The sequence below is a fragment of the Bradyrhizobium sp. ERR14 genome (genome assembly GCF_014198235.1).
GTDB lineage: Bacteria > Pseudomonadota > Alphaproteobacteria > Rhizobiales > Xanthobacteraceae > Bradyrhizobium.
In genome coordinates this window covers 137,655-154,160 of the sequence record NZ_JACIHD010000012.1, presented here as the reverse complement: position 1 = coordinate 154,160, position 16,506 = coordinate 137,655, and the positions used below count along the sequence as shown (strand labels likewise).

The 16,506-nt window shown below is 58.7% G+C and carries 13 protein-coding genes, 2 pseudogenes and 1 riboswitch; of the genes and pseudogenes, 12 read left to right on the top strand and 3 right to left on the bottom strand.

The genetic code is table 11. The features are described from left to right. Positions 1–617: 617 nt before the first annotated feature. Positions 618–845 carry a hypothetical protein gene (locus GGD62_RS28000; protein ID WP_183257655.1) on the bottom strand — a complete coding sequence of 76 codons (228 nt, stop codon included), beginning with the start codon at positions 843–845 and terminating at the stop codon, positions 618–620. 676 nt (positions 846–1,521) lie between these two features. Between GGD62_RS28000 and GGD62_RS27995 the strand changes: the two genes are divergently transcribed. After that, positions 1,522–2,013, top strand: a complete 492-nt coding sequence (locus tag GGD62_RS27995; RefSeq protein ID WP_183711330.1) for a hypothetical protein — start codon at positions 1,522–1,524, stop codon at positions 2,011–2,013. 152 nt (positions 2,014–2,165) lie between these two features. Beyond that, the gene (locus tag GGD62_RS27990) at positions 2,166–2,486 is read left to right on the top strand and encodes a hypothetical protein (protein ID WP_183711328.1); all 321 of its coding nucleotides are present in this window, start codon (positions 2,166–2,168) and stop codon (positions 2,484–2,486) included. 5 nt (positions 2,487–2,491) lie between these two features. Here the strand turns inward: GGD62_RS27990 and GGD62_RS27985 are convergent, their stop codons facing one another. After that, positions 2,492–2,728, bottom strand: a complete 237-nt coding sequence (locus tag GGD62_RS27985; RefSeq protein ID WP_183711326.1) for a hypothetical protein — start codon at positions 2,726–2,728, stop codon at positions 2,492–2,494. A gap of 126 nt (positions 2,729–2,854) precedes the next feature. Between GGD62_RS27985 and GGD62_RS41720 the strand changes: the two are divergent. The 5 genes and pseudogenes from GGD62_RS41720 to GGD62_RS27970 all read left to right on the top strand — a co-directional run. After that, a pseudogene (locus GGD62_RS41720) lies at positions 2,855–3,244 on the top strand (PAS domain S-box protein); the annotation flags it as partial. An 80-nt stretch (positions 3,245–3,324) separates the two neighbouring features. Continuing rightward, positions 3,325–3,633, top strand: coding sequence for a hypothetical protein (locus GGD62_RS41050; protein WP_246788880.1), 309 nt, complete (start codon positions 3,325–3,327; stop codon positions 3,631–3,633). 29 nt (positions 3,634–3,662) lie between these two features. Beyond that, a complete protein-coding gene (locus GGD62_RS41045) occupies positions 3,663–4,016 on the top strand; it encodes a hypothetical protein (protein WP_246800331.1) in 354 nt (117 codons plus the stop codon). 9 nt (positions 4,017–4,025) lie between these two features. Further along, positions 4,026–4,631, top strand: a complete 606-nt coding sequence (gene fixJ / locus GGD62_RS27975; protein ID WP_183257658.1) for a response regulator FixJ — start codon at positions 4,026–4,028, stop codon at positions 4,629–4,631. A 1,233-nt stretch (positions 4,632–5,864) separates the two neighbouring features. Then, positions 5,865–6,464 (top strand): hemerythrin domain-containing protein, encoded by a 600-nt coding sequence (locus GGD62_RS27970; RefSeq protein ID WP_183711324.1) that lies wholly within the window; start codon positions 5,865–5,867, stop codon positions 6,462–6,464. 1,166 nt (positions 6,465–7,630) lie between these two features. Here the strand turns inward: GGD62_RS27970 and metE are convergent. Continuing rightward, positions 7,631–9,976, bottom strand: coding sequence for a 5-methyltetrahydropteroyltriglutamate--homocysteine S-methyltransferase (metE, locus tag GGD62_RS27965; RefSeq protein ID WP_183711322.1), 2,346 nt, complete (start codon positions 9,974–9,976; stop codon positions 7,631–7,633). Positions 9,977–10,078: 102 nt separating this feature from the next. Then, positions 10,079–10,282: riboswitch (cobalamin riboswitch) on the bottom strand. Between the two features lie 887 nt (positions 10,283–11,169). Here metE and GGD62_RS27960 point away from each other — a divergent pair. The 5 genes and pseudogenes from GGD62_RS27960 to GGD62_RS27945 all read left to right on the top strand — a co-directional run bounded on the left by GGD62_RS27960 (position 11,170) and on the right by GGD62_RS27945 (position 16,165). Continuing rightward, entirely contained in the window at positions 11,170–12,000 is an 831-nt protein-coding gene (locus GGD62_RS27960; protein WP_183711320.1) for a nodulate formation efficiency C protein, read from the top strand. A 1,778-nt stretch (positions 12,001–13,778) separates the two neighbouring features. Further along, positions 13,779–14,177 (top strand): annotated as a pseudogene (locus tag GGD62_RS41040) (thermonuclease family protein); the annotation flags it as partial. A 43-nt stretch (positions 14,178–14,220) separates the two neighbouring features. Further along, the gene (locus tag GGD62_RS41035; RefSeq protein ID WP_246800330.1) at positions 14,221–14,535 is read left to right on the top strand and encodes a hypothetical protein; all 315 of its coding nucleotides are present in this window, start codon (positions 14,221–14,223) and stop codon (positions 14,533–14,535) included. Positions 14,536–14,545: 10 nt separating this feature from the next. Continuing rightward, a complete protein-coding gene (locus GGD62_RS27950) occupies positions 14,546–15,283 on the top strand; it encodes a carbonic anhydrase (RefSeq protein ID WP_183711318.1) in 738 nt (245 codons plus the stop codon). A 738-nt stretch (positions 15,284–16,021) separates the two neighbouring features. Further along, on the top strand, positions 16,022–16,165 hold the full coding sequence (locus GGD62_RS27945) for a hypothetical protein (RefSeq protein ID WP_183711316.1): 144 nt from the start codon (positions 16,022–16,024) through the stop codon (positions 16,163–16,165). The last annotated feature ends 341 nt before the right edge of the window (positions 16,166–16,506 follow it).

The window sequence follows — 16,506 nt, the reverse complement described above, 5'->3', positions numbered from 1 at the left end:
GGCGCAGCGGACTTCGGTCTGACATAGGCCACTCACCCGCTGCAGATCGCGCAATACGTCTCCATAGCGGCAGCAAGCGCATTCTCGAAAAAACCGGCAAGTGCCAGGCGCCCGCTTAAATACTCAGGAGAGCGCGCTAGTTGAAGGGCAGATGCGGACAGATTAAGTCAGGTGCGATCGCATCGATGTGCTGCGGGCTCAAGTAAGCCCGGTTCGGATGTAGGGACAGGCTCGCGCGCAAACGGCTGAGCAGATGCCTTAACCGTCAAGGGCATTAATGTGTGCAGATTGGCCAACCACGCATACCCTTTGAAACAGCCATGGCTGCCAGAGGCAGACTTGTGCTTGACATGAATCAAACAAGACGAGTTGTGGGAGCCGATCCTTCCGGATGGCCCTGCCGGTACAACGCTTGACGGAGCGCTGCAGAGCCAGTTGAGCGGCAGGCGGCAAACTCTCCAGCGAGGTCCGCTAGCTGTGAGACAACAGGGCGCTCGCCGATTTGACGCCAGCATCACCAGTTGTTCTCGAATCGACGGTCGCCGCGATCCTGTCCGGGATCACGCTTAGATTACAGATTGACCCACAATTCGCAGACTTCCCCCGCCAAAGTCAAGCTAACCAGCCCATGCCGGCGGCAATGCAGGCGGGGTTCGAAGCTCTATTACATCGGCGAAGACTGTCCAATCGCGAACACTCTTTTGCTTGCAGAAATCGCTCTCCGCCTGCTGTGCAGCAGCACTCAGCGAGGTGGCATCGACCTTGAACGCTGCCTGACAGGCACGATGTTCGTGTCCGGTATCGTCACAAACGGTCTTAATGAACCGAACATTAAATGAAGGCATGGCATCCTCTTCTTGTGGGTTTGCTTATCCACCATTCTGCCATTCGCGCCACAAGAGTATTTGATCTGCCTCAAGCAGCATCCCCAAGAGGTTGTCCGCTCCTCCATCGAGATAAGGCCGAAACTTTGGCAGCGCGGCTCGAGCTCTCCTGTTGTGCCGCAGACCACGCGACCTCTATTTGTCCAGCTTGTCGGATCGCACCCTGTGTTTTGGGCCGAGGGATAACGCCTTCTGGTCTGCTCATGCCCTGGACTGACAAAATTGAGTCGCCGACGAATCGAGGAATGTCTGACCAGACGATTGAGAGCCGCATGCGCCGTCATGCCCGAGATACCGGCTATTGATCTCTATCGATCCCATACTCAAGCTGGCAATATGGAGACTTGAGAGGCCGCGAACTTTACACGCGATACTTGATGGTTTCACGAGGTATTGCCGCAAACGAACGTCTCGTCAATCACCGGGCAGAGCCATTTCTGACGCGCGCCGGCGGCCGGGACTATCGATTGCGAGACCCACGCGCACGTGTTCGTGGGCCAATGAGGCAAACCGCCCCTGCGGTCGCGACAGCAAAGCCGATGATCACGCTTGTCGCATCCAACGTTTCGATGAGCCCCGGGTTCAGGACTTCAGCGCCAAGCCTATGGCTGGGATTTGCCCGGCAAGGCCACCGATAATGCGAGGTGAGCAATCAATTGACCATCTGCTTGCCGGCTATCGCAGCATCGAGGACAAATGCTGTCGCGGCCTATTCGCGCGCGGTGCACCTCAAATCAACCCCGCTAAACGCTGGCGTGTTGCGGACCAACGCGAGGTCCTGGCGGATCGCCCGACTTGGGACATGTCGCCTGCCAACGGGGGCCTGTGCGGCTCGCTGCAGCCGCTCGAGCTCGGCCATTCTGGATACGCAGCAGCTCTTTTTGACCTGTATCAATACTGCGGCGACTGCCTACTGATAGAAGTGAGCTTCCCGTCCAAGGTCACACACATGGCAGACAGAAAGACTTGGCGTCCCATCATCTTTTCATGTCCAGATACCGGCGACCGGCTGCCGGACGTACCTGAGCCGCGTGCCGATGACCTGCATACAATAACATGCGCCGCGTGCGAAGGCGTCCACTTCATCGACCCGCAAACGGGCGCGATGATCGACGCCGAGCGCGGCTAGGCCCGTCCGAATGGAGTCAAGCGAGTTCCGGCGTCTTCCGGTTCTCGGGATGCCGCCCCGGTCACAAGGGCGCGGCCGACGTCATCACAACCCAATGCCCGACTTTGACGCCGTGGGACAAGGAGATTTCCCACCAACGAAGGATGTTCGAGATGACAGACCACGGGGACATTCGTCCCGCCGCGGGCGAGATTGCGGGAGCGGCAGTTCAGTTCAACTTCTGCAGAACGGCGGTTAATACCAGCCGCCGAGGTCTTGAGCTGATCCAGATCGATTCGACCGAAGCCCGGGAGTTGTTTCGCAGCGCCAATCCTAATATTTCGGTTGGCGAGCCGATCATGTCCCGGCACGATAGGTTCAACGGCGCCACGGCCGATATAACCGCGGCCGCCACGCCGCCTGGGCAATATTGGGCTGAGCCTGTTCGCGCGGCGGTCCAAGCCATCTGGTCCGTAGTTCAGAAGGTCGCCTGAATTTGTCAGCCAGCAGCGATGAACACCGTCCAAGATCTACTGGCGACCTGACTTGGGAGCGGCTCGAAACGGCGCCGCCCTTTGATCGGGATCTGGAGATTGCCGTGATCGAGGGTAATACCATTCACCGGGTGGTATTTCCTTGCCGCCGGACCTTCGGCGGCTGGATCAAGGCCAAGACCGGAGAACACGTAGCCGTGCAGCCGACGCACTGGCGCATATGGCCAGATAGCGGCGGCCATCCTGCACAATGGATTGGTGTGAGTTGAGGCGCGTTCTGCTCCGGTGGCCTCTCGTGGGAAACAATGTAGAGTCAATGGAATGAGAGGGTCTACAAGGAAACATGTCCGACCACGTCCGGAACGGCTATGGCACTGCCGCGGCACGTTTTGCCGCTTTCGTCGCGGCCGCGGCCGGGCGGACGTCGCTCCTCTGCTCTGCCTCATTACAGCGTGGCCCTTGTTGTGAAAGGTCTCATTACCGATCCCGCAAACATGATCGATCTCGCGGAATTCGCGGGCGCCATGATCGTGATAGACGAGAAGGGCATCATTCGCTCGTTCAGCGCCCCGGCAGTGCGTTTATTTGGTTGGTCTCCGGACGACGCGGTCGGAATGAATGTGTCGAGGTTGATGCCGCAGCTCTACCGCGCCGAGCATGAGCGCTACATCGAACGTTATGTGGCCAACGGCGAGCGGCCCATCATCGGCATCGGCTGCATCGTGGTCGGCGAATGGGGCGACGGCTCGACCTCCGTCGGTGAGGCCATAGCGCGCGCCGAACGGCTCTTCACCGGTTTCATCCGAAACCTCACTAAGAGCGGGCGCAGGAACGGCGGTTGCAAGATCTGCCACCTGAACTCGTGCACGTGTCGCGGCCGACTGCCATTGGTGAGATGGGATCGTCTATTGCCCATGAGGATCAACCGGCCGCTCTCCGCAATTACAAGCTACATGCGCGAACAAAGGCTCTGCTGGCACCCGACGAACCGGACGCCAACTGCATTGGTGATGCACTCGAACACGCCGCCGAAGAGGCTCTGCTCGCCAACGATATCATCAAGCGCCTGCGGAAATTCGTTGCCAGGGGCGGGCGCACTGTGGAGAGTCCGCTCACGCTCCTTGAACAAGCTGTGGCTCTGGCCTAGTTGGCCCCAAGGAGCGAGGTGTACGCGTGATGACCCGCAGCGACCGCGACATGATCGTCGACAAGATCCAGATCCAGATCCAGATCCAGAAGGTCGCGCTGGACCTGATGCGCAATGCAATCGAGGCCATGGCCTCCTGCCCGCGCCGCGAAGCTGCCAACGTCGACAGGTTTACCGTTGCCCATAAAGGCCCCGGCATCAGCGCTGATATCGCCGACCGACTGTTCCAGCCCTTTGTCGCGATTAAAAGGCATGGCATGTGTGTGGGGGGGGCTATCAATCTGCCGGACGATCGTCGAGCCACATGGCGGATATATCGTCGCGGAAGCGAATCCGGGTCGCAGCCCGATACTTCAGTTCACCGCGCCATTTGCGGAGCTTAGTGAAGCGACATGATGGGGCGGCGCATTCTTGTGATCGACGATGACGCCGCAATGCGGGACTCGCTCGCATTTCTTCTTGATGTAAACGGTTTCTACGTAGCAACCTATGAGACGGCGACCGCGTTTCTTAATGACGTCGCGAGCGGTCCAGTTGATTGCATTGTGTCAGACATCCGTATGCCGGGTATGAGCGGTCTCGAACTAGTCAGTAAAGTGAAGGCCAATCGCGTCAACTGCCCCGTCGTTTTGATAACTGGTCATGGCGACGTATCGCTCGCAGTCGAAGCGATGAAAGCGGGTGCGGTCGACTTCATCGAGAAGCCATTCGTGGAGGACGTGCTATTGCGTGCGATCAATAGTGCTTTGGAAGCGCGGCCGACGAACCCAGCCGGTGACGCAGCGAAACTGCAGGCGGAAGCCCGCCTCGCTGGCCTCTCGTCGCGCGAGCGTGACGTCCTGCAGGGACTATTAGCCGGCAAGATTAACAAGATGATCGCCCATGATCTCGGCATCAGTCCCCGGACAGTCGAGGTTTACCGTGCAAACCTCATGGCCAAGACCAATGCCCGCAGCATGTCTGAGTTGATGCGGATCGCCATTACTGCGGGACTCTAGCACCAGCGCAAATGGCGAGAATAGCTTATTCATGCATCCAAGCTGCGCAATCCAGACGGCGAAAGGAGGGTTTTCAGGCGTACCGCGCCGAGCGGATCATGTCTTCGGTGACGGCTACCGATGCAACACACGCTGCTGGTTTCTTGAATCACGACGGCACATGAAGCAGATCAACTACGTCCGCCCAAATTTGTGCTCCGATGGACAGCAGGTCTGTCACCCCCGAGAACGGCATAGTTCGGCAATATACTGGTCCATCCGCCAACGGAGCCCCGGTGAGGGCTGCCGTGAACGGTTCGACTTCCATCGCATTGAGCACAAGTGCGCATCTTGACGCTGTGGCAATCGGCTACGAGAGGACATCATTCGCTCATTGCGCCCGGCTGGGCGACAGTCACTTCGGTCTTCGAAATTCAAACGGTCGCGTGCTTTGGAGCGAGCCGAAGCGGCACTGCGGCCACGGAACGCCGGCATACCAGCGCGCGCTGAGTGCGGTTCCGGCCGAGGCGAGCCGCCCTAACCATCGTCACACACCATTAAGGGGCTACGACAGCGGATCGCATGATCATCAAGCGCGTCGACCACGTCGGCCAGCGTACATCGATCGGGATGCCGTCAATATCCGCCTGGTCACCTCCGCGGCCGACCGATGCTGACGGGGATCAGAGCCAAGGCGCCCGAACAAGACTTCCTGCGGCGAGCCGAAAGTGGCGGTGGACACAACTTTTCGGCTGGCTGGAGCTCTTCACGGGTGCGGCCGTGCGCTTCCGACTGTTCCACTGACACGGCCGCCGAAGCCAGCATGCAGCTTTCTAATCCGATTTGAACATGTTTGAGCAAACAAGGGACCGCGCCGCCCCCATTCAGGACGCCCTGCTCATGGCACTTACGTGTAAATACTTAGGGACTGCTACCTAGGGAAAACATCCAAATTTTCCAGTTCGTCAGGATCAGCCAATCTGCGTCCCATCGACGTTCGCAAGATAGGGTCCGCCATGCACGCCCAGGCCGCCAGTTTTACCGAGACCAGCTGCTATCCGACAAGCGTCTTGCGTGGGCAACCTCAACACTTCGGCTAAGTTGATTTACGCCAGCTCAAATTCAAGCGCGCTACTCTTTTGCGTCGAACAGCGCGGATAAAATTGCAGCGCAAACAACACCGAACTCGGCTTGAGCGATCTTGCAAGTGGCAGAAACGCTTCCGGCCTAGATTGTGCCTCCAGGAACACCGCAATGATCATCGATCTTTTGCTTCGAGAGCATCGCAACATTGATCTGCTTCTGGCAGCTCTCCAACGCGAATTGGAGATTTTTGAGAAGGGGATCCGTCCCGATTATGAGGTCATCCGCGCGATTATCAGCTATTTCGAGGTTTACCCCGAGGTGTACCATCATCCACAGGAGGACTTGATTTTTTCCAAGCTCAAGGCTTGCGATCCGGATGCAGCTGCAATCGTCGGCGATCTCGCGCTTGAACACCAGGAAGTCGTCGACCGTTTGCACGGCTTCGCGCGAGCTATTGACGCCATCCTCACGGATCGTGAGCTCGCTCGGCAAGACGTCGGCAATATCATACGCGACTTTATAGTTCGCGAGCGGCGCCACATGATGTGGGAAGAACGAGATTTCTTTCCGGCCGCACTGAAGGCTCTCTCGGCACAGGAATGGACTGAAATCGCTTCCGCCGTCACCGGTCATGGAGATCCGCTGTTCGGCGAGACAGCGGCAGCCACTTCCGATGCGCTAAGAGCGCATATTCTGAAATTGGAGCAAGAAGCTGAGGCCGAACGGAGCTCGGTCGTGTTATCGTCCGCCAAGGCCGGCAATCCCTGACACGACGCCGAGAGGGGCCGTATTGATCGCTGCCGTTTTACAGCAGGAATTAGACCTCATGCTCATCCTGCCGAAGTGAAAATGGGGTGTTGGCGGGCGCGTAGCCGCCGTACCGCCAAAAATGGCTTCTGCGCACTATGATCGCTTGCTCGACCACCGGTGCAAACGCCATGGCCGAGCCTTTCTGAGCTCTGGTTCCGGCACGTTCCACAGTGTGACCGTCTCAGGTTTGGCAGTTGCGCAGTGACATCGCGCGAAGCGGATGTCTCTCATGTCCGCCGACCCGTAGGACGGACGATTGCGGCGCGCGGGTGCGGCGAAGCACTCCCACTCCTTCCCAGCCCGGCACGCTCTGAATGATCCGCGAGGCACTGCTCGCCCGGGTACGTTTAGCAGCGGCAAGGCGCTGGACGTCCGGTCTAACTTCGCGCCGAGCCGAGTCGTGTCGGATCCGAAATCGCCATCACTCAAACTGGCCTATGTTGAGGGCAGGACCACGCTCACGGCTGAGGAGCAACCTATCGGCACCGTGCCATCTTCAAGCTCGTGACATCCTCCGCGTGGTCCGCTCATAGACTCTCAAACAAAGGCCCAAGCCGAAACCCGACTATCGGGTGGATCCGGTCGGCCAAGGACTGCCGCAAGCAGGGTTCAAATCAATAGCAACCGCTCATGCATTGTCCACGCTGCGAGATCCTTGGAGCCAGGTTTTTCGTATCGTCGCGCTGATGGAGCATAAGGTTTCCAGGCAGGAAAGCGCACCGAGTTTGCGGCTCGTGCCCTGCGGTGACCGCCCGGCATCACCCGCCTCCCCTCGTCGCTGTCGTAATCGTTGCCGACGTGCTCTTGAGCGACAAACCTTGGTGTATATTTATACACTTCAGGCTATACGGTCGCATACCACTGCATAATTGAGCTACGCTGAGCTTGTGCTTCAACTGGGCTCAGATTTTCGGCGAATGTCCTTGCCGTAATCGAACCGGCGGTTGTCCTCTCTTCCGCCGATGGAAGCCCGCGCGATGCGTCAGCGTCGCTCCTCCCAGACTTTCGCCCGGCCCGCTAAGCGGGGGCCGGGCTTTTTTTGTGTTCCCAAGGCTCCATCGATTATGGAGAGCGCAAATGACCGCAAGAGGATCAGCTTTGTCGAGAAGAGACCCAAGCCCGGATCAACGGCCTCGCGGATCGAATGCAGCGCGCAGTTGGCGGGCGGCAGCGACCATGTTCGCTAGCGCCGGCCGAACCTCCTCCCATTTGCGCGTCTTAAGGCCGCAGTCCGGATTGACCCAGAGCTGCGAATCCTGCAGCCGGGTCCGAGCCAACGCCATCAGCTCCTTCATTTCGCCCGCGTCGGGAACGCGTGGAGAGTGGATGTCGTACACGCCCGGCCCGATCTGATTCGGATATTCGTAGTTCCTGAACGCGTCGAGTAGTTCCATTTTCGACCGCGACGTCTCGATTGAGATGACATCTGCGTCCATTGCAGCGATCGCACCGATGATGTCGTTGAACTCCGAGTAGCACATATGTGTATGAATTTGCGTTTGATCAGCGACGCCGGATGAGCAGATGCGGAAGCAATCCACGGCCCAGTCGAGATAGGCGGTCCACTCCAATCGACGCAACGGCAATCCTTCGCGAAGTGCAGCTTCGTCGATCTGGATCATGGTCGCACCAGCATTCTCGAGATCGCGGATTTCGTCTCGGATCGCGAGCGCAATCTGGCGGCAGACCTCGCTTCTGGGAATATCATCGCGAACAAAGGACCAGTTCAAGATCGTCACCGGTCCGGTCAACATCGCCTTCATCGGCTTCCTCGTTAGTGATTGCGCGTAGCGCCACCAGCCTACGGTGATAGGCTTCGACCGCACTACATCGCCAAACAGGATCGGTGGCCTGACGTAGCGCGATCCGTAGGATTGGACCCATCCATTCCTAGTAAACGCGAAGCCGGCGAGTTGCTCACCGAAGTACTGCACCATGTCATTGCGTTCGAACTCGCCGTGCACGAGAACATCGAGACCGATGTCCTCCTGCCAGCGTACGGCGCGCGCCGTCTCCTCCTTGAGGAACCTGTCGTATTGCTCGTCGCTCATAGCGCCTCGGGCATGCGCCGCACGGGCATTCCGGACTTCTTTGGTCTGCGGAAACGATCCGATCGTCGTGGTAGGAAAAGCCGGTAGTCTGAAACGATTGCTTTGGATCTCGGCACGACGGGCAAATGGGCTCGCGCGCCGACGCATGGTCTGGTCGATCGCTTTCATCCGGACAGCGACATTGGCATCATGGATTTTCGGCGAAGTCCGGCGGACAGTCGCGGCACATTCCGACTCGGCAAGAGCTAGCGCAACATTCTGGTCGCCTGCGAGTGCCCGCGCCAGGATCGCGAGCTCTCGCATCTTCTGGACCGCGAAAGCAAGCCAGCTCTTGACGTTGGAAGCGAGCCCGGTTTCGAGTTCAACATCGACCGGCACATGAAGCAGCGAGCAGGATGGGGCAATCTGTACACGATCCTTGCCGAGCTTCGCAATCGCGGGTTCGAGCCGCTTGCGCAGCGACGACAGATTCGACCGCCATACATTCCGGCCGTCGACGACACCGAGCGACATGACGAGATCACTTCGGCCGCCAGCGATGATCTGGTCCAACAACTGTGGCGCCCGAACCAGATCGAGGTGCAGTCCGGCGACTGGCAGGCTCAAGGCGGTGTCCAGATTGTCCCCGAGATCGCCGAAATAGCTGGTGACTAAGATGTTGATGGCCGGCCCCTCCTTGGCGAGCCGGTCATAGGCATGTCGCAAAGATTGTCGCGCCCTCTCATCCAGATCAAGAACCAGGCAGGGCTCGTCGAACTGAACCCAATTTGCCCCACGTTTGGCCAATTCCTGCAGAACCTCGATATAGGCCGGTATCAGTTCATCCAGTAGTGAGAGTGGCTGGAACGCAGGATCGGGACTCTTGCCGAGCTTTAGGAATGTGACCGGCCCGATCAGGACAGGGCGGGTCTGAAAGCCAAGGGCCTTGGCTTCCTCATACTCCTCGATCGGCTTGCGAGAGCATAGCCTGAAAGTCTGTCCCCTGTGAAACTCGGGGACCATGTAGTGGTAGTTGGTGTCGAACCACTTGGTCATCTCCTGCGCGGGTGCGCCAAATCCGCGCGGTCCGTGACCGCAACTCGCATCCTGATCGTCGCATTGTGATCCGCGGGCCATGGCGAAGTACGTCTTGAGCGAAACGGATTCGGTTTTCGAGGCGTAGATCTCCGGGATGGCGCCAACCATGACACTTGTGTCGAGCACCTGGTCATACAGCGAGAAATCGTTCGATGGAATGACCGTGACGCCGATAGATTTCTGACGAGCCCAGTTCGCGGCACGCAGGCCAGCTGCGTCCTCGAGCAACTGCTGTTCGCTGCTTTTTCCGGCCCAGTAACTTTCGAGAGCGAGTTTGAGCTCGCGCCTTGGACCGATGCGTGGCGTTCCGAGGGTGGCAACCGGAAGCGAGAGAAGAGTCATAGCGTGAACCCCATGTTGGGGGCAAAGGCCATGGCGGACGCAGGCAGGGGAAGTCGCGCGGTGCGACGGCTGCTTGGCGCACCACCGGGACACCCCGCCCGTGGACGAATATATTGTCGGGGCAGGTCTCCTGGCTCGCGGGTCATCGCTTCTGTCCGGCCTTCCCGAAGCCGCGCAGGCTTCAGTGACGTCTTTGGACAGCGGCTTGCCGCTCACAGTTGCGGGGGCAGCGCCGGCATTGTCACCGGCTTCCCTCTTAGCTCCGGATCAAATGGAAACCGGAGAACCTCGACGGCTTGGATTATCGGCAAGAGAAGTCTTCCGTCAACCTCTCAGATTATGTCTCACGCTGATGCTGCGACATCTGCTACGCGAATCACCGTGCATCACGTTGAGATGATGTAGAAGCGCTTTCAATCGGCGATATCGGAATGACCATCGCAGCTGCCCGCGGGCCGCACGCCAGATTGGGACAAATGCGGCTTGCGCGGGTCGGGACTGCCACCTCGAGCAGAACGCATCTCCGGCTTCCCAGCGGTTCTTGAGCACGTCCACCATCCAGTCACCTTCTCGGCCAACAGGATCCGTGTTGAATAGGCCCCAGCTGGCAAGGCCAGCAACATACCCCGCCAGCACGTTGATTTGCAGTTCAGCAAGACTCAAAATGCTCGGTGGTGAAGATCGGCTTCGCGTGGTTGGCCGTCGAGTGCAAAGCGCTCCGGACTGAGGCTGTTCTCGAAGCGCCGCGTGTCGCGAGGGAGCGCCAAACGCACCATGGCCCATTGGCCGCAAATGCCCAAACGCATGGCAGAGATCGAAACGCACATTCTGGCAACGATACCGGACCAAACCGTCGCGTGACGAGGATGCATAAGCCGCGCTGGATAGCGCTGAAAGGAAACATCGAGACCTGCCAGTCGGAAAGTCGACAAAGAGGACACAAAAGCGGTGTGAAATACCGTCCATCACCTGGCACGAAGAATGCAAGACTTCGGCATGCCCAGTCTCCTCCTGCTGGGCATGTCCGGCACAGCAAATTGAAGCTGTCGCCGGCAGCGAAGTTAGCGGCGCGTGACATAGAGGGGAGTGCCTGCTCGCACGGGACACCATCGGTCTCCCCGTCGCGTCGCCGCTAACTTCTTGCGCTCGCGCATAGCAGGTTAAAGGTTGCCCCGCTTTAGAATGACGTGTGGATGAAAGCAGATAGGCTGACAGTTATGAGGAAAATGTCTGGAAGACGCGCGTTATGGTTTTGTCTCGGTCAATCCCTGATCTGCCTGGCCGGGTTGGCTGCGACGAACAACAGTGTTCGCGCCAACGAGAGCCCCCTTATCGAAAGATTCAAGTCAACGTGGCGAGCGCAAGACGGCGAGACAATAGAACAAATTATCTCCAATGTCTCGAAGGTGGCGCAGTTCGTCCCTCGAATGTGGGGCGTCGCTGAACTTGACGAAAATGACCATGTTTTCGTTTCGTGGACCAGGCACCGCGATGATACATCAGACGAACAGTACGTTATCACCTGGAAGATCGCGCTCGACGGCACGATTCAACTTGCGTCGACCTATGCCAAACCGATGGAATTGGGCTGGCGCGCCCTGGCGCTCTCGTTGATCGCCAGTGAAGTCAAGGATGGCGAAAGGGACGCAAATTTTGGCTTTCTGCATGATCCGAGCAACTTCAACTTTGTGACGACCATGCAAGGCCGGCTCGGCGATCTTCTGCGGCAGGGCCGCTGCACTATCGTTGAACCTGTTGGAGTGGACTACTTGCCGAAGCAGAATGACAAGCCGACCGAGAAAGGTGATCTGTGGCGCGTTTTGCTTTTAGTGAACTGTAATATCCCAGGGCCCCGTTTTTTTACATACAACGGGGTCATCACTTTCGAGAAGAGCGAAGGGCAAGATTGGGAGCCGCAATCCTCCTTTGCCAAGCGTATCGCGGCCTTTCCTCCTGGCTCCTGGTTCGCTCGCATGGAGCCAAAGGAACAGGAAGAGTTAGAGGGGAGCGAAGGCCCTCGCTAAAATGGTCGCGCAGAGCAAGATCGCGCCGTAGCTCCTTTACGGCCGAACGTCTGAGCAACTACAGACATATTAGCTCTAGTTTACGCCTTCAGCAGTCGCGAGCCTTTCCTGCAGCTTTCAGCCCGTCAGGAAAAAGTCGGGCAGCACGATTGCCTCCGATTCCTTCTGCGAGTAGCCGAGCTCAGCGGCGCGTGCCAGCTGGCGAGATTTGGCCCCCGGCGCGCCCGACGCGGTGGGAGGACACCAATCCACGAGGGAACCACCTCCTCCATGCCACTCTTCAAGGGACCGGGCCTGAAGATGCTTCGGGCCCAAGCCCGATCCGGCTGTGCGCCGCCCATCGCGCGACTGACTGGCACCCGCAAGAGCGTAAGCATGACGACGCCGAGGCGGCACGCGGGATCGAGTGCTGCGACGAAACGCGTTAAGACGGTAATCGGGCAGTGTCAGTGGGCCGGCAATGCCCTCTGAGCACCGGCCCTTTTCCGAGTGCCCACGGCGAGAGCCCCGGAGCCGTGCGCGAAGCTTCGAGGACCGAACTGAGTCGGCGCTAGATTTCCTCGCGCGCATTCGTCTGCGCGTCAAATATCCGGATTTGAAGCGTGGGAAACCGCCTCTTTCGTTCTGCTCCGCCTGCCCTGGCGGCGTCTCTGGTTGCGAATTCGGCTCTGAGTCGACCATCCACTTCAAGCGCGTAGGAAGAGACCGGAAAATTCCGGGGCGCTGCAACCATTTCATTCCCATTGTGTAGTGAGGTCGTTGCGAATGATTTGCAGCTTGAGTCGGCTAAACCGCACCAGAGCTACCCTGCCCGAGTGCCGCGATGGGGCAACCATGTTGTGGATTGAGGCCTCGCACCGAATGGCATCAGGATGACACTCGCGATCCTCCGAACACGCGGGCGGCTTACCCCTCGCCCGGTGCGTATACAACGAAGCCACGGAGGTTGCCGTTCCAAATTTCCCTGGCGCAAACGCACGCCCACACGCCGGGCTTGGTGGGTGACTCTCCACATGTGATCGCGGTGAAGCGTACCACGAGAGAGCGGCCGCCAGTCGCCGCCTGGGTCATGACAATCCGGTCCTTGTCCGAACGCGGCGGCGGCACCACGAACGAGATATGGTGCAGCGCAGACGTGCGAAAAGCCACAACGGAATTGGCATCAACGACCACCCTGGTTGCCCCCCCGAAAGAGGCCTCCGGGTCTTGCGCGGTTTGCTCAAACGATACCGGTTCATTTTACGCAGCGGACATTGAGCTGAACTCCGTGGCGCCTTTGTCCAGATCTCAGAAGAAGCAAGACCAGGTTTCTTTCGAACAGATCCTGACAAGACTTTACGGCGAAATGTCATCGCTCTTGCTGAAACCGTCGGCAGCCTTGCCGATGGTGACCGCCACAAAGCATAGCCAGATTGCTCCTCCCCTCCTGACTTCCACTCGACCCTCAAGATTCACAGGCGACTTTTGTTCTTCAACCGCGTGAGAAACAGCGTTCCGAGGTTCGGCTTTCTCCCGCATACCGAGTTCGCGGCCGAGCGATGCGGATCTCCTCCTCAGGTGGAGAGGGTGCAGTGCGCGCCCAGAGAGAGAGACCGGCGAGGTTCGAAGGGTACCGCGACACGCACACCGGAAGAAATCGCTTGAACCTCACGCAGCGTAAGGTCGTAGCTTGGAAATGACGGCCACCCTTTTTAAGAAAAAACGTCGAAAGATGTCGGCCGAATAACGGACATAGCGTTTAAGCAGTCGAATGTGGCGGCGCCGGATCGTGCGTGAACATGGATCAAGAGCGAGAGGTTATTGTTGGGATGAAACACCGCGTAATGATGGTCGCATTGTTCGCTGTCATCACATCTCCGGTCTGCGCAGCGAAGCTCAGCGGCCCTCCTCGCATCCTCGACGGCAATACGATTGAGATCGAGCAAACTAAGCTTCGGCTCTCAGGCATCGAAGCTCCTGAGACTGACCAGATTTGCCTCGACGCCCACGGTCGGAAATGGACTTGCGGCGTAGCTGCTCGCGACGAGCTGATCAAGCATTCGAACGGACGAACGTGGGATTGTCATACCACAGGAGTTGATGAATACGGCAGATCACGCGGCAGTTGCTTCATAGAAGGCGAGGACGTGAACGCCTGGATGGTACGCTCCGGCTGGGCATTATCGTCGGGCCCTTCTACTCAAAGCTACGTTGTCTATGAGGTTGTGGCGAGCAAAGCCTATGCGGGGCTATGGTCGGGGGCGTTCATCGCGCCCTGGGACTGGCGTCGCCGCAACAAGGGGGACGATCATCATCGGCGCGAGCTCGGTTCCGATCGACGCTCAGGAACTCCTGCTCGGATCCGCGCTGCTATCGGACCCGCCCTCGTCCGAGTGCCTGATAAAGGGCACCGTAGACCGCAACGGCGAGCGCATTTATCACCTGCCCGGGCAACTCAGTTACGAACAAATCGACATGACGAAGAAGCCCGGTGAACGCTGGCTTTGCAGCGAAGCGGAAGCCGAAGCCACCGGGTGGCGTAAAGCCGCGCGATGAGGTGAGATGCATGCATGCAGGCCATTCTCCGACCTATCTGACCAAGATCGCGCCTTCGCGCCGCTCGCTGTTGCAATTCGCTATTTCGTCAGTTTGCCTGCGGCTTGGCAACAACATTGTCGATGCGAAGGAAGCAAGAACGCCGCCCAAGCCAGATAACCTGATCTCGCCGGAGACTGCCCTGAACCGGCTGATGGAAGGGAACGATCGCTATGTCCAAGGCGTATCACGAAGCGACGATTTCAAGCGCGAGCGCCCGGTTTTGGTGGATGGGCAAAATCCATATGCCGCGGTTTTGAGCTGCGCCGATTCTCGCGTGGCGCCTGAACTTGTCTTCGGCAGCGGACTTGGCGATCTGTTTGTCTGCCGCCTCGCCGGCAACTTCGCCAACGATGACACGCTCGCCAGTATGGAATATGCGGTGGCCGTGCTGAACACGCCGCTGATCCTGGTACTTGGCCACGATCATTGCGGTGCGATAGACGCCACGATCAAGTCGCTCCGCGACGATAAGCCGGCGCCGGGGCACATTTCATCCCTCGTCGCTGCGCTTGCGCCTGCGGTAAAAGTATCTCGCCAGCAAACCGGTGACACGTTCGTCCTAGCAACCCGACAAAATGTAATCGATAACGTCAACAAACTAAAATCGACGGGGCCGATTCTGAACAGGGCAGTTGAGCAGAACAGACTGAAGGTCGTCGGGGGCCTGTATCGGCTCGGCACCGGCAGGGTCGATTTGCTGAGCTGACGCCGGCACCTTCGCCGGCCGGCTGGTCGTTTGCCGCCTGATGTAGGGCTTCGGTTGAGTTCCGTGCGATTCGCTCATGCATCGGCTGCATTAAATGCACCGAATACAATCCGCTCCACAATTGTCCTAGCTTCGAGAAGATCTTTGGTATGCGCGGCCTCTTAATTCTTATCGTATTCTACGTGCTCATGTTGGCGACGCGAGGCCAGCACCAAGAAGCACTCATACCGCGGGCGACACTATTCATGCCTGCACGTTGATGCGCTAGGCCAACAGACGTGGTGCAAGCGGCAGATCGCGGTGCGAGGCATGCAGGGGCTGAGCTCTCGGCCTAACGGAACACGCGACAATTCCGGCAGTTCTCACCCGCGATCCGGCAGCCCCCTCTGGTCCTGCTATGATCACCAGGCTCAGCTAGGGCCGAAGATCACATAGAGCAGGGATTACGACCACCAAGACTACCCATCCGGCGGATGCAAAGAAAAATGCTACTCGCGTCGGGATCGGACGGTCTCCCCCGCATCTGCCATCAATGATGAACGACTGTGATCGCTATAAAAAGAAGGTAAAGATCTGCCGTCCATTCTTTCAAGGCGGCCGGAGGCAACTGTCTCGCGTCAACCAGCACGAGGCGAGGCCTGCGCGTTTTTCCTACCCCGAAGGACGCACAACTGCAGCCAGTCCGGCGCTTATTGAGTCGTCACCATGATTGGCGACTGGAGTGCTTCGATTACGTAGGTGACCGCGCTTCAGTTTCGATTTTGGCAGGTCACGGCGTATCTGTTGATCAACTATCCCGGCCCCGCGGCAGCGCGCGATCGAGCCTTCGTCGCACAAACGTTCTCGTATGACTGGCGCGCCACGCATTTGCAGGAAGATTGAACGCGCGCTGGTCAAAAGACGCCGAGCGCCGCCGGCGACATCCGTCGTGTACTGGCGTCCGGCGGACAGGTCCCCGGCTGGGGTACATATCGCGAGCAAGCGCACTCCGGTCTCTCAACGCCGGCAACCGGCTCGCGCCTGACGTCGTTCCATAGGATATACCGCCAGGCAGAACGAGCATACCAAGGCCTGCTCGTCCATATCAGTGATGCCGCTGCACACCTTGATGTCAGCGCCACGCGGAGACACCTGCGCCGCCAATTCTTTGCACCCGATGGCCTTTCCGGACGCCCGCCAAAAGAAGTAACCGTTGCGGCGCGGACGATTCCGCCCGGGGTGGT

Bases quoted from the DNA above. Each gene is read 5' to 3' on its own strand.
- GGD62_RS27970 (WP_183711324.1), top strand. From the start codon at position 5,865: ATGATCATCGATCTTTTGCTTCGAGAGCATCGCAACATTGATCTGCTT.
- GGD62_RS27950 (WP_183711318.1), top strand. From the start codon at position 14,546: ATGCATGCAGGCCATTCTCCGACCTATCTGACCAAGATCGCGCCTTCG.
- GGD62_RS28000 (WP_183257655.1), bottom strand. From the start codon at position 845: ATGCCTTCATTTAATGTTCGGTTCATTAAGACCGTTTGTGACGATACC.
- GGD62_RS27960 (WP_183711320.1), top strand. From the start codon at position 11,170: ATGAAAGCAGATAGGCTGACAGTTATGAGGAAAATGTCTGGAAGACGC.
- GGD62_RS41035 (WP_246800330.1), top strand. From the start codon at position 14,221: ATGCGGGGCTATGGTCGGGGGCGTTCATCGCGCCCTGGGACTGGCGTC.
- GGD62_RS27990 (WP_183711328.1), top strand. From the start codon at position 2,166: ATGACAGACCACGGGGACATTCGTCCCGCCGCGGGCGAGATTGCGGGA.
- metE (WP_183711322.1), bottom strand. From the start codon at position 9,976: ATGACTCTTCTCTCGCTTCCGGTTGCCACCCTCGGAACGCCACGCATC.
- GGD62_RS27985 (WP_183711326.1), bottom strand. From the start codon at position 2,728: ATGGCCGCCGCTATCTGGCCATATGCGCCAGTGCGTCGGCTGCACGGC.
- GGD62_RS27995 (WP_183711330.1), top strand. From the start codon at position 1,522: ATGCGAGGTGAGCAATCAATTGACCATCTGCTTGCCGGCTATCGCAGC.
- GGD62_RS41045 (WP_246800331.1), top strand. From the start codon at position 3,663: ATGACCCGCAGCGACCGCGACATGATCGTCGACAAGATCCAGATCCAG.
- fixJ (WP_183257658.1), top strand. From the start codon at position 4,026: ATGATGGGGCGGCGCATTCTTGTGATCGACGATGACGCCGCAATGCGG.